Source organism: Micromonospora sp. NPDC005367 (assembly GCF_040606825.1).
Taxonomy (GTDB): domain Bacteria; phylum Actinomycetota; class Actinomycetes; order Mycobacteriales; family Micromonosporaceae; genus Micromonospora.
The window spans coordinates 165,548-177,665 of record NZ_JBEXFP010000006.1 but is presented as its reverse complement, the minus strand read 5'-3'; the positions used below and the strand labels follow the sequence as shown (position 1 = coordinate 177,665).

Genomic DNA, 12,118 nt, shown 5'->3' with positions numbered 1-12,118 from the left:
GCCCTGACCCGGTCAGCCGGAGTCGCCAACGGCGACCTCCCGATCAACGTGCCGGTAGGAAGCGGCGGAGCGCGTACCAGGCGGCACCGACGGCGAGGACGCCGAAGCCGGCGACGACGCTGGTCAGCGGCAGGTTGACGGCGAGCAGCAGGCAACCGGCCAGCCCCAGCAGGGCGAGCGCCTGGACCGGCAGCTTGCGGCCCGGGTCGCGGCCGAGCGTGAGCGCCGCCGCATTGGTGATCGCGTAGTAGACCAGCACCGTGCAGCTGGAGAAGCCGATCGCCTGGCGGACGTCGCCGAGCAGCACCACCACGATCACCACCGCGGCGACCGCCAGCTCGGCCCGGTGCGGCACCCGGTACCGGGGGTGTACGGCCGCCAACGCACCCGGCACGTCCCGGCGGCGGGCCATCGCCAGCAGGGTCCGGCCCACCCCGGCGAGCAGGGAGAGCAGCACGCCGGTGACCGCTACGGTTGCCCCGGCCCGGACCACCCAGGCGAGCCCGGGCAGGCCGGCCGCCGTCACCACGTCGGCCAGGGGCGCGACGGAACCGGCCAGCCGGTCGGCGCCGAGCACGCCGAGCGCGACGACGGCGAGCACCAGGTAGGTCGCCAGCACCACGCCGAGCGCCAGCGGCACGGCCCGGGGGATGGTCCGCTCCGGGTCGCGGACCTCCTCGCCGAGCGTGGCGATCCGGGCGTACCCGGCGAAGGCGAAGAAGAGCAGGCCGGCAGCGGTGAGCACGCCCCGACCGGAACCCCCGGGTCCGGCCAGCCGAGCAAGCTCGACCGGCCCGCCGATGACGCCGGTGACCGCGACCAGCGCCAGCACCGCCAGCACCAGCGCGACCAGTGCCTTGGTCACGGCCGCGGTCTTGCCGATGCCGCGCAGGTTCACCGCGGTCACCGCGAGCACCGCGGCGACCGCGACCAGCCGGGCCTGCCCCGGCCAGAGGTACGCCCCGATGGTCAGCGCCATCGCCGCGCAGCTCGCGGTCTTGCCGACCACGAAGCCCCAGCCGGCGAGGAACCCGGCGAACGTCCCGAGCCGCTCCCGGCCGTAGACGTACGTGCCGCCGGACTCCGGGTAGCGGGCGGCCAGCCGGGCGGAGCTGGTCGCGTTGCAGAAGGCGATGAAACCGGCCAGCACCACGGCGGGCAGCAGTCCGGCGCCACCGGCCGCCGCCGCTGCCGGAGCGAAGACCACGAAGACACCCGCGCCGAGCATCGACCCCAGGCCGATGAGCACCGCGTCGGGGACGCCCAGCCGGCGTTCCAGTCCAGTCACGGCGGGCCAGGGTACGGACCGGAGGTGAACAACCGGGTGCGGCCCGACCAGGGCACCCGGGCGGGCAGCGGTACGTCGTCCCACGGCACCCGGTGCATCAGCCGGTCCAGGAACAGCCCGAGCAGCAGCCCGGCCACCGAGTCGGTGAGCCAGTGAAAGCCCAGGTAGGTGGTGGTGCAGAGCACGATCAACGGCGGGAGGATCCGGATCGCGAGGACGAGCCGGGGCGGGACGGTGCGCCCGTAGGTGCGCAGCAGCGGGGCGAGCAGCAGCGCGAGCACGCCGTACCAGACGATCGCGTTGGCCACGTGCCCCGACGGGTACGACTGGGCGAAGCGCAGCGGCAGGTTCTCCTGGAACAGCGGCAGGGTCTGCTCGGGCGACAGGAAGGGCTCCTTGATGCTGGCGCTCGGCGCCGGCCGGGCCGTCCAGACCTTCAACGGCCCGATGGTGAAGGTGGTGAGCACAAATCCGAGGACCGGCGGCAGGATCGGCCGGATCGAGCGGACCCGGATCGCGACCAGCACCCCGAGTCCGGCCGCGATCAGGGTCAGGGGGGTGCCCTGACCGAGCAGGTTCAGGGTCCGGGCCAGCCAGTACGCCACGGTCGGGCGGTGCGTGTCCGCCCAGTCCGCCACCGCCTTGTCGAGGCCGAAGAGGTGGTGGGTGGTGAGCGCCACAGTAAGGCCGACCAGGGCGGCGAGCAGCAGTGCGTCGTACCACCAGCCGGCGGGTCGCACCGGCCGCAGCCGCACCGGTTCGCGTACCCCTACGGTGTTGCGCATCCGACCAAGCTACCGGGCGGCGCTGTGGGCCCAGCCACGATGGGGAGCGTTGTGCGGGTGGACGGGTCACACTTGTGCCCGTGCGGATCACCTCTGCTCTCGTGGACCCGGCGTTGCTCGACCTTCCGTGGTCGACCCCGCTGGAGGAGTGGCCTGCCGAGCATCTGGTGGCGCTGCCGCAGGGCATCTCCCGGCACATCGTCCGCTTTGTCCGGCTGGGCGACTACGTCTACGCCTTCAAGGAGACCCGCGAGCGGATCGCCGAACGGGAGTACGACCTGCTCCGGGCCCTGGAGCGGATCGACTTTCCGGCGGTCGAGGCGGTGGCGGTCGTCGCGGACCGGCAGACCGACGACGGCGAACCCTCGAGTCGGTGCTGATCACCCGGCACCTGCAGTTCTCGCTGCCGTATCGGGCGCTCTTCTCGCACACGCTGCGCCCGGAGACGATGGGCCGGCTGCTCGACGCCCTCGCCGCGCTGCTGGTCCGGATGCACCTGACCGGGTTCTTCTGGGGCGACTGCTCGCTGTCGAACACCCTGTTCCGTCGGGACGCCGGGGCGTTCGCGGCGTACCTCGTCGACGCGGAGACCGGGGCGCTGCGCCCCTCGCTCTCCAACGGCCAGCGGAACGAGGACCTGGAGATCGCGCGGGTCAACATCTTCGGTGAAGCGCTGGACCTCCAGGCCGCCGGGTTGCTGCACGAGTCGATCGACCCGGAGGTGGTCTCCGAGGAGGTCGTGCAGCGTTACGAGCGGCTCTGGCACGAGATCACCTACGAGCAGCAGGTCGAGCGGGAGGCCCGACACGACATCGAGAGCCGGATCCGCCGCCTCAACGAGCTGGGCTTCGACGTCGCGGAGGTGGCCATGTCGACCATCGCCGACGGGCGTTACCTGGTCCGCCCGAAGGTCGTCGACGCGGGCTACCACACCCGCCGGCTGCTGCGGCTCACCGGCCTGGACGCCGAGGAGAACCAGGCCCGCAAGCTCCTGAACGACCTGGACGCCTACCGGGCCGAGAGCGACCTCAGCGATGAGCAGCAGGCCGCGCACCGCTGGCTGACCGAGGTCTTCGAGCCGGTGGTACGGGCGGTGCCGGCCCACCTGCGGCGCAAACTGGAGCCGCAGGAGCTGTTCACGCAGATCATCGAGCACAAGTGGCTGATCTCCGAGCGGGCCGGCCGGGACGTCGGGATGCGCCACGCGGTGCAGTCGTACCTGTCGGACGTGCTCGTGCACCGTCCCGACGAGCAGGCCGTGCTCGGTGTGGAGCTCCCCACCGTCACCGGCTGACGGACTGTGGCGGGCCCGCTGCCTGTTGTTCGCTGCCCGTTGTTCGCTGCTCGCGGGCAGGGCTGCCGGGGCGGGGATTGCTGGTTCGGGTGCTTTAGATCTGATGACGCAAACGAATCAAGCCCTCGGAGCGCCCGGACCGGTGCCCGGACGGGGTGCCAGGGTGCAGTGGATCGGTGCCCGGACGTGTCTGGGCATGCTGCCCGGACGCAGTCCGAAGGGGCGCCGGTGATGACGCGGATGACTCAGTTCTAAAGGGAGTGCGGGGTGGTCGCGGTGCCGGGCTCGACAAGGCCGCAGAGGTGAACGTCTGTCGCGGTGCCGGGTTCGACAAGGCCGCAGGGGTGAACGTCTGTCGCGGTGCCTCAGGGCCGGGGTGACGGGAGTGGGTTACTCCTGCCAGGCGCCCGCCCGCAGTACCCGGACCACGTTGAGGTCGTCGTCGAGGATCACCAGATCGGCGCGCAGCCCCACCTGGAGAGCGCCGAGCTGGTCGCCGAGGCCGATGGCGCGGGCCGGAGTGGTCGCGGCCATCCGGGCGGCGTCCGCCATGGGGATGCCGGCGGCGACGGCGTGCCGCAGCGCGGCGTCCATGGTCAGCGTGCTGCCGGCGATCGCGCCGTCGCGGGCGAGCCGGGCCACCCCGTCGGCCACGGTGACCGCCTGGCCACCCAGCTCGTACTCGCCGTCGGGCATGCCGGCGGCGGCCATCGCGTCGGTGATCAGCGCGGACCGCTCGGGGCCGGCCACCGACGAGGAGAACGTGAGCATCCCGTCGTGCAGGTGCACACCGTCGGCGACCAGCTCGCAGACCACGTTCGGGGCGTCCAGCAGAGCCGTCACCGGGCCGGGCTCGCGGTGATGTACCGGCCGCATCCCGTTGAACAGGTGGGTGCCGACGCTCGCGCCGGCGGCGATCGCCGAGCGGGTCTCGTCGTACGTGGCGTCGGTGTGGCCCACCGCGGCGACCACCCGGTGCGCGGTGAGCAGCTTCACGGCCTCCAGCGCGCCGTCCCGCTCGGGGGCGAGGGTCACCATCCGGAGGGCGGACCCGGCCAGTTCGATCAGCTCGGCCAGCTCGTCGGTGGACGGGTCGCGGAGGTACTCCGGGTTCTGCGCGCCGCACCGGGCCGCCGAGAGGTACGGCCCCTCGAAGTGGATGCCGGCGAGCACGCCTTCGCTCACCAGCGGGCGGAACGCGGCGGTGGCCGACCGCATCAGCTCGAACGGGGAACTGACCAGGCTGGCCAGCAGCGTCGTGGTGCCGTGACGCAGGTGGAACGCGGCGGCCTGCCGGGCCTGCTCGGGATCTCCGGTGGTGAAGGTGTGCCCGCCGCCGCCGTGGGTGTGCATGTCCACGAAGCCGGGCAGGATCCAGTGTCCGTCGTGGACCGACGGGTACTCGGCCACCGCCGTGATCCGCTCGCCGTCCCACTCGACACAGCCCTGCCGGATGACGCCCGCCGGGGTCACCACCTTGCCGCTGACCCGCTGGGTCATCGCGCCTCCCTGGTTGTCGAGACGCCACCGTGGGCGTCGAGAGCTAGCAGAGCGGCGCCGAGGCACCCGGCCTCGTCGCCGAGGGCCGCCGCGACCAGGCGCGGCTCCCGGTGAAAGGTCACCCGCTCGTGCAGCGCCGCCCGGAGCGGGTCGAGCAGTCGCGCGCCGGCCTGTGCCAGCCCGCCGCCGACCACGACCGTGGCCACGTCGTAGAGCGCCTGTGCGGTGGCGAGCCCGTCGGCCAGCGCCTCGACGGCCTCCTGCCAGACCCGTACCGCGACGGGCTCACCCGCGGTCGCCCGCTCGGCGACCTCGGCCGCGGTGCCCGGTGTGCCGGCGAGTTCCTGGTACCGGCGGCCGATGGCCGCGGCCGAGGCGACGGCCTCCAGGCAGCCGGGTCGGCCGCAGCCGCAGCGCGGCCCACCCGGCCGGACCAGGATGTGCCCGAACTCGCCGGCCGCGCCGTGCGCGCCGATGTTCGCCGTCCCGTCGACGACGTGCGCGGCCGCGATGCCCGTGCCGATCGCGACGAAGAGGACGTGGCCGGCCCCGCGACCGGCGCCCAGCCGGGCCTCGGCGATCCCGCCGGCCCGCACGTCGTGGCCGAGCGTCGCGGGCAGGCCGAGCCGCGCCACCGCCAGGTCCCGCAGTGGTACGTCCCGGAAGCCGACGTTCGCCGACCAGACCGCCACGCCGCGCGTCTCGTCGACCACACCCGGTACGGCGATGCCGAGTGCGACGGGGGTGAGACCGTCGGCGCGCGCCTTGTCGGTCAGCCCCTCGGCGACGTCGAGGATCGTGTCGACCACTGCCGCCGGGCCGCGTGCCGCCTCCGTCGGGTGTCGTTCAGTGTGTACGGCGACGCCGTCCGGGCGGACCAGGCCGCACTTCATGCCGGTGCCGCCGACGTCGAGCGCGACGACGACGTCGCTGTCGGCCGCGTTGCCGTGCTGGATGGTTCGGTCGTGCTGCTCGCTCACGCAAGCACCACGGACCGGGTGAGGTGCCGGGGCGCGTCCGGGTCGAGGCCGCGGCTCGTGGCGAGGGCGACCGCGAACCGCTGGGCCAGGATCAGATCCGCCATCGGGTCGACCGGCTTGCGTCCCGCCGCCCAGTTGCCGAGCACGGTGCGGCAGCCGTGGGTGCGGCTGTGCACGAACGCCGCGCCGGTCGCGGCGACATCCTCCGGCAGCCCGTCGGGGAGGGCGCCGAACGCCCAGACGAGCCGGCCGGGGGCGGCGATCGAGATCGGGCCGTGCCGGTAGTCCATCGCCGGGTACGCCTCGGCCCAGAAGCTGGCCGCCTCGCGGCACTTCAGCGCGGCTTCCTGGGCCAGGCCGACCGTCCAACCCCGACCGAGGAAGGTGACCTGCTCGATCGACGTGGGGTCGATCGGTAGCGGGGCTCGGACGGCCACCTCGGCGTCGGCGGAGAGCGCGTCGAGGTTCTCGCCCAGGTGGGTGCGGAGCAGGGCCAGGGCCGTGGTCGCGAAGCGGGTCTGCACCACCGATCGCTCGTCGGCGAAGGGCATGAGGACCGCGGCGTCGGCCAGCTGGGCCGCCGGCGAGTCGGGGTCGCCGACGAGGACGGTGGTGGGCGTCTGCCCGCGCAGGGCGTCGAGCAGCTCCACCACCTCGGTGGTGGTGCCGGAGCGGGTGATGCCGATCAGCCGGTCGTAGCGGCGGCCGGTCGGGAACTCCGAGGCCTGGAACGCGTCCGTCTCGCCCTGGCCGGCCTGCTCGCGCAGTGTCGCGTACGCCATGGCCATGAACCACGACGTGCCGCAGCCGACTACGGCGACCCGTTCGCCGGGCGCCGGCAGGTCGGCACGTACGTCGGCGGCCAGCTCGGCGGCCCTTCGCCAGCAGTCGGGCTGGCTCGCGATCTCCGCGTGGACGTACGCCATGAGAACTCCTCGGAGGAGGCAGCCGTGCGCAATAGGGCTCGATACACCCGTCTTTCGAGCGCCATTCTGCGCGAAATCGGGTGGCCGTGGCAACCGGCTGAAGGATCGAGCAGGTCAATGTTTTGCGCCAGCGTAGTTTCGCGCACTACTGTGCACGCAATCAATCACCGATTGTGCAGCAGCTGGGAGGGCATCCGCGGTGGACCGGTACGCCAGATGGAATGCCCTGCTCGAGATGCTGACCGAGGACGGTCGGGTCAGCGTCGAGGAGGCGGCCGAGCGACTGGACGTCTCCCAGGCGACCATCCGGCGCGACTTCGACCAGCTCGCCCAGCAGCAGATGATCACGCGTACCCGTGGTGGAGCGGTGGCCAACGGGGTCTCGTACGACCTGCCGCTGCGCTACAAGACCGCCAAGCACTCGGCGGAGAAGCAGCGGATCGGCACTGCCGCCGCCGCGCTGGTCACGCCCGGCACGGTGGTCGGTCTCAACGGCGGCACCACCAGCACCGAGGTGGCCCGGGCCCTGGCCGTACGGCCGGACCTGAACACCAACACCGACGGTGCGCAGCTGACCGTGGTGACCAACGCGTTGAACATCGCCAACGAGTTGCTTGTGCGTTCCCGGATGAAGGTCGTCGTGGCCGGCGGCGTGGTCCGGCCGAAGTCCTTCGAGCTGGTCGGGCCGCTGGGCGGGGCGTTGCTGCGCGAGGTCACCCTCGACATCGCCCTGCTCGGCGTGGACGCGATCGACCCGCAGCTCGGCGCCGCCGCCCACCACGAGGGTGAGGCGGCGATGAACAGCCTCATGGTGGCCCGGGCCAAGCGGGTGGTGATCATCGCCGACTCGTCCAAGCTGGGGGGTCACGCGTTCGCCCGGATCTGCTCGCTGGAACGGGTGGAGACCCTCGTCACCGACTCCGGTGCGAACGTCGATCTGGTCGAGGCGTTCCGCGCCGCGGGTGTGCACGTCGTCTGCGCCTGACCTGCACGGACAGGCCCCCCACAGTGGTGCTTGACCCCATCTGGCTTCCCGGTCGGCGCGTCGGTGCATACCGAGTATTACCGCGCAATGCATACCGCGTATGGTGAGCGCTGTCACGCCCACCATCGGGGGAGGTGCAGCTTGCCAGCTGTCCTGGAGATCGAAGCTCTACGGAAGACCTACAAGAGCCGTCGGCGCGGCACCCGCAACGCGCTGGACGGTTTCAACATGCGAGTCGAAGCTGGGCAGGTGCACGGCTTTCTCGGCCCGAACGGGTCGGGCAAGACCACGACCCTGCGTACGCTGCTGGGCCTGATCCGGCCCGACGGCGGGCGGATGACCATCCTCGGCCACGAGGTACCCGCCGCGCTGCCGGACGTCGCCGGACAGGTCGGCGCCATCGTGGAGAGTCCGCAGTTCTTCCCGCACTTCACCGCCCGGGACACGCTGTCCCTGCTGGCGTCGGCCGGCGACGTGCCGTCGAACCGGGTCGACGAGGTGCTGGAGCTGGTCGGGCTCCGGGAGCGGGCCGGCGAACGGGTCAAGACCTACTCGCTCGGCATGAAGCAGCGGCTCGCCGTCGCCTCCGCCCTGCTCAAGAACCCGAAACTGCTGATCCTGGACGAGCCGGCCAACGGTCTCGACCCGGGCGGCATCCGGGAGATGCGCACGCTCACCCGCAATCTCGCCGAGTCCGGCATGACCGTGGTGCTGTCCAGCCACATCCTCGGTGAGATCCAACTGATCTGCGACTCGGTCACCATCATCTCGCTGGGTCGCCGGGTCGCGTTCGGCCCGGTCGACGACGTGCTGGCGCAGCACTCCTCCGGAGCGGTGCGGGTACGCCTGGAGGCCGTGGCCGACCTGCCGGCCGCCGCCGACGCGCTCACCCGCTCGGGGATCCTGGTCACCGGGCACGCCGACCACCTGATGCTCGCCGGCGTCGACAAGCCGGCGGCGGTGACCCGGCTCCTCGCCGAGCAGGGCCTGTACGTCAGCGAGCTGGCGCCGGTCACCGTCGACCTGGAGAGCGTCTTCCTCGAACTGACCGCCACCGCGCCCGTACCGGGCCAGCACCGGCAGGTCGACCAGTCCTTGAAGGTCGGTGGCGCGGAGCAGTCCGGCGCCACCGGAGGGGGGTGGGGGGCGTGAGCCTCTACCGTACGGAGCTGCGCCGGCTGACCAAGCGGCGGTTCACCCGCTACATGACGTTGCTCGGTCTGCTGGTGCTCCTCGCCGTGGTGGTCGGCACGTTCTTCACCAACCAGAAGCTCGACGCCGACGCGCTGGCCGGCGCCGAGCGGCAGGCCGACCAGCAGTACGCGCAGCAGGTCCGCTGGAGTGAGCAGGAGCGCACGGCCTGCGAAGCGGCCAAGGCGGCCGGTACGCCGAACGACGGCCGTTATCCCGACGACTGCTCGGTGATCAGCGCTCCGCCGCGTGAGGACATCCAGGCCTCGTGGTTCCTGCCGTCGACGTTCGACTTCCGCGAGACGTTCCCGGGGACCCTGATTCCGTTCGCGGCGATCCTGGCCCTGGTCGGCTTCGTGATCGGCGCGTCCTTCGTCGGCGCGGAATGGAGCAGCGGCGGGATGATGAACCTCCTGCTGTGTCGGCCCAAGCGGCTGAACGTACTGCTGACCAAGCTCGCGGCACTGCTCACCGGGATGCTCGCGGTGACCCTGCCCGCCGCGGTGGCCTGGTTCGCCGGGTTCTGGCTGGTCGCCACGTTCCGGGGCACCACCGAGAAGGTGACCTCCGGGGTGTGGCAGTCCGCTGCGCTGACCGGGCTGCGCGCCGTGGTGCTGGTACTGGTCGTCACCGCGGTCGGCTTCGCCCTGGCCTCGCTGGGACGGCACACCGCGATGGCCCTCGGCGGCGTGGTCGCGGTGGCGGTGGTCGGCCAGTTCGGGCTCGGCATCCTGCTGGACATGGCCGGCGTCCGGTTCCCGGAGGCGTGGCTGCTGCCGACCTACGCGCTGGCCTGGATTCAGAAGACCGTCACCCTCTACGACTACGAATCCTGCAACGCCACGGTCTTCGGGCAGTGCAATCCCGCGACGTTCGACGTCACCTGGCAGCACTCGTCGGTGTTGCTGGCGGTGGGCGCCGCGGTGATCCTCGGGGCGGCGCTCTGGGCGATGCGCCGCCGCGACATCTCCTGACTTCGGCCCGCGGTTCCGACGTCGATCGCTGACGTCGTCGCGCCGGGACGGCGGAGCCGTCCATCGGGGAGCACCCGGTGGGCGGCCCGCCGTCATCCGCGCTCTTCCGGGCGCCTTCGCCCCGGTGGCGCCTCGGGCGAGGCCCAGACCTCGTTGTCGGGTCTGCGCCGGTGTTCACGCAGGGCGCGGCAGCGGCGGATGCGGCAGGCGTCCGCCCTGGTTAGGCTGGTGTCCCCGGTCGGTGTTGCCGTGCCGGCCCGTCCGACCGAGGAGCGACATGCAGCCCGCCGACGCCGCCCCGGCCGCCGCCGAGCCGCCCGCCGACGCCCCTGCGGATTCCGCCGGCGCGGCCTCGCGGGCACCCGCTCCCCGCGCCGCTGAGCAGACTGCCGACCGGCCGGACGACGGAAGCCCGAGGGTGATGGCCCGGCCGGTTCCACCGCCCCGTTCCGCGCCGGCCGTGGAGGCCGTCCCCGGTGACGACATGGTCGAGCCGGCCACGCCCGACGATCCCGCCGAGACGCACCCTGATGCCGGCGGCGGGTCGGCGGCGGACGCGGCGCGCCCGGGACTCACCGAGCGGGAAGTCGCCGTCCTCGCCTTCGAACAGCGGTGGTGGCGGCACGCCGGGGCGAAGGAGCAGGCGATCCGGGACACCTTCGGGGTTACCGCGACCCGCTACTACCAACTGCTCAACGGGCTGCTCGACAACCCGGCGGCACTCGCCGCCGAACCCGTGCTCATCGGCCGGCTGCGCCGGCTGCGATCCTCCCGCGCCCGTAATCGCCGCCGTTGACCGGATCCGGGCCAGGTCGCGGCGACCTGCACGGGTCGCCCCGGGAACGGCCCGCTGCGGCCGGCGTCCCGGCTCGCCGTGCCGGACGGATCCGCCCGGCTAGGTAACTGTGGTCGCACCCGTCGGAGATGACGCCGACCGTCCGGTCGCGACCACCGAGCGCCCGGCACGGCGAGCCTGCATGACCTGGCCGGATCCCCGCCCCCGGGACGTCGCGACCGGTCGGCGACGAACGAATGTCGCCGGACCCGACGGGTAGGCGGTAGACGTCCCGGGTCCCACCGTGGCTCGGGGCAGATGAAGGGAGCGTGTGATGACGGCGATCAACCAGAGCAGACCGCCGGACAGCACCACCGGACAGGCCCGTCAGCAGGCCTCCCGGGTCGGTCATCAGACCGCGCAGGCCGGTGGCCAGGTCGGCCACACCATGGCCGAACAGGGCCGGGAAGTGACCGCGCAGGCGCGGCAGCAGGTGCGGAACCTGGGCGGCGAGGCCACCACGCAGTTGCGTGACCAGGCCATGTCGCAGAAACACCGGGCCGCCGAGGGGTTGCGCGGGTTGGGGCACGACCTCGACTCGATGGCGGAGGGCAGCCAATCCCAGCTTGCCGGTGAGGCCGTCCGCCGGGCGGCGGACATGGCACAGCGGGCCGCGGGGTGGATCGACGAGAACGAGCCCGCCGATCTGCTGCACGAGGTTCGCGGGTACGCCCGCCGGCATCCCGGCGCGTTCCTGGCCGGGACGGCCGTGGCCGGACTGCTGTTCGGCCGGCTCGCCCGGAACCTGACCTCGTCGGGCAACGGGCGGGGTTCGGGCGGCCAGGCCGGGCAGATGGGCCAGCCGATGGAGGCCGGTTCGCAGCCGCACGAGCGGCCGGTCGACCCGGCGTACAGCGCCGGAGGACCCTACGCCGGAGCGGCGCGGGCGCAGAACATCTCGCCCGACGGCCGGCGCCAGGATCCCGGGATTCCCGGCGGGGTGGCACCGTGAGCGCCCCGTTCAAGGAACGCACCCAGTCGGTAGGCGAGCTGCTGGGTGACGTGACCCGCGACATGTCCACCCTGGTCCGCCAGGAGGTACAGCTCGCCAAGGTGGAACTGCGCGAGGAGGCCACGCAGGCCGGTAAGGCCGGTGCCATGTTCGGCGTCGCGGCGCTGGCCGGCTTCCTCGTGGTGCTGTTCCTCTCGTACGCGGCCTGGTGGGGTTTGTCCAACGTGATGGACCAGGGCTGGGCCGCACTGATCGTGGCGGGCTTCTGGGCGGTCGTCACCGCCGTCACGCTCGTCATGGGGCGGTCGAAGATGCGCCAGATCGGTGGGGTGCTACCCCGGACGCAACAGACCGCACGGCAGGTGCCGGACGCGTTGCGCGGCCGATGACCGGCCGGGAGGGAGCAGG

At 72.6% G+C, this 12,118-nt stretch carries 11 protein-coding genes and 1 pseudogene; 7 read left to right on the top strand and 5 right to left on the bottom strand.

Annotated features, from left to right (window positions below):
* Positions 1–43: 43 nt before the first annotated feature.
* A complete protein-coding gene (locus tag ABZS42_RS07220; RefSeq protein WP_355143044.1) occupies positions 44–1,288 on the bottom strand; it encodes an APC family permease in 1,245 nt (414 codons plus the stop codon).
* Complete coding sequence (locus ABZS42_RS07215) at positions 1,285–2,073, bottom strand: phosphatase PAP2 family protein (RefSeq protein ID WP_355143043.1); 789 nt, start codon at positions 2,071–2,073, stop codon at positions 1,285–1,287. The genes ABZS42_RS07220 and ABZS42_RS07215 overlap by 4 nt, the downstream gene beginning before the upstream one ends.
* On the opposite strand from ABZS42_RS07215, the pseudogene ABZS42_RS07210 reads away from it, so the two are divergent.
* A pseudogene (locus ABZS42_RS07210) lies at positions 1,958–3,367 on the top strand (DUF4032 domain-containing protein). The gene ABZS42_RS07215 and the pseudogene ABZS42_RS07210 overlap by 116 nt on opposite strands.
* Before the next feature lie 390 nt (positions 3,368–3,757).
* Here the strand turns inward: ABZS42_RS07210 and nagA are convergent.
* The 3 genes from nagA to ABZS42_RS07195 are packed head-to-tail and all read right to left on the bottom strand — an operon-like array spanning position 3,758 to position 6,773.
* On the bottom strand, positions 3,758–4,867 hold the full coding sequence (gene nagA, locus ABZS42_RS07205; protein ID WP_355143042.1) for an N-acetylglucosamine-6-phosphate deacetylase: 1,110 nt from the start codon (positions 4,865–4,867) through the stop codon (positions 3,758–3,760).
* Positions 4,864–5,847 (bottom strand): ROK family protein, encoded by a 984-nt coding sequence (locus tag ABZS42_RS07200; RefSeq protein WP_355143041.1) that lies wholly within the window; start codon positions 5,845–5,847, stop codon positions 4,864–4,866. The genes nagA and ABZS42_RS07200 overlap by 4 nt, the downstream gene beginning before the upstream one ends.
* The gene (locus tag ABZS42_RS07195) at positions 5,844–6,773 is read right to left on the bottom strand and encodes an SIS domain-containing protein (protein ID WP_355143040.1); all 930 of its coding nucleotides are present in this window, start codon (positions 6,771–6,773) and stop codon (positions 5,844–5,846) included. Before ABZS42_RS07195 ends, ABZS42_RS07200 begins: the two co-directional genes overlap by 4 nt.
* 199 nt (positions 6,774–6,972) lie before the next feature.
* On the opposite strand from ABZS42_RS07195, the gene ABZS42_RS07190 reads away from it, so the two are divergent.
* The 6 genes from ABZS42_RS07190 to ABZS42_RS07165 all read left to right on the top strand — a co-directional run bounded on the left by ABZS42_RS07190 (position 6,973) and on the right by ABZS42_RS07165 (position 12,099).
* Positions 6,973–7,758: a DeoR/GlpR family DNA-binding transcription regulator gene (locus ABZS42_RS07190; protein WP_355143039.1), complete on the top strand. Its 786-nt coding sequence runs from the start codon at positions 6,973–6,975 to the stop codon at positions 7,756–7,758.
* A gap of 141 nt (positions 7,759–7,899) precedes the next feature.
* The gene (locus ABZS42_RS07185) at positions 7,900–8,910 is read left to right on the top strand and encodes an ATP-binding cassette domain-containing protein (protein ID WP_355143038.1); all 1,011 of its coding nucleotides are present in this window, start codon (positions 7,900–7,902) and stop codon (positions 8,908–8,910) included.
* Positions 8,907–9,923, top strand: a complete 1,017-nt coding sequence (locus tag ABZS42_RS07180) for an ABC transporter permease subunit (RefSeq protein WP_355143037.1) — start codon at positions 8,907–8,909, stop codon at positions 9,921–9,923. Before ABZS42_RS07185 ends, ABZS42_RS07180 begins: the two co-directional genes overlap by 4 nt.
* 421 nt (positions 9,924–10,344) lie before the next feature.
* Positions 10,345–10,719, top strand: coding sequence for a DUF3263 domain-containing protein (locus tag ABZS42_RS07175; protein WP_355143077.1), 375 nt, complete (start codon positions 10,345–10,347; stop codon positions 10,717–10,719).
* 313 nt (positions 10,720–11,032) lie between these two features.
* Positions 11,033–11,710 carry a hypothetical protein gene (locus tag ABZS42_RS07170; RefSeq protein WP_355143036.1) on the top strand — a complete coding sequence of 226 codons (678 nt, stop codon included), beginning with the start codon at positions 11,033–11,035 and terminating at the stop codon, positions 11,708–11,710.
* Complete coding sequence (locus tag ABZS42_RS07165; RefSeq protein ID WP_355143035.1) at positions 11,707–12,099, top strand: phage holin family protein; 393 nt, start codon at positions 11,707–11,709, stop codon at positions 12,097–12,099. The genes ABZS42_RS07170 and ABZS42_RS07165 overlap by 4 nt, the downstream gene beginning before the upstream one ends.
* Positions 12,100–12,118: the final 19 nt, after the last annotated feature.

Bases quoted from the DNA above. Each gene is read 5' to 3' on its own strand.
- ABZS42_RS07215 (WP_355143043.1), bottom strand. From the start codon at position 2,073: ATGCGCAACACCGTAGGGGTACGCGAACCGGTGCGGCTGCGGCCGGTG.
- nagA (WP_355143042.1), bottom strand. From the start codon at position 4,867: ATGACCCAGCGGGTCAGCGGCAAGGTGGTGACCCCGGCGGGCGTCATC.
- ABZS42_RS07195 (WP_355143040.1), bottom strand. From the start codon at position 6,773: ATGGCGTACGTCCACGCGGAGATCGCGAGCCAGCCCGACTGCTGGCGA.
- ABZS42_RS07175 (WP_355143077.1), top strand. From the start codon at position 10,345: ATGGCCCGGCCGGTTCCACCGCCCCGTTCCGCGCCGGCCGTGGAGGCC.
- ABZS42_RS07170 (WP_355143036.1), top strand. From the start codon at position 11,033: ATGACGGCGATCAACCAGAGCAGACCGCCGGACAGCACCACCGGACAG.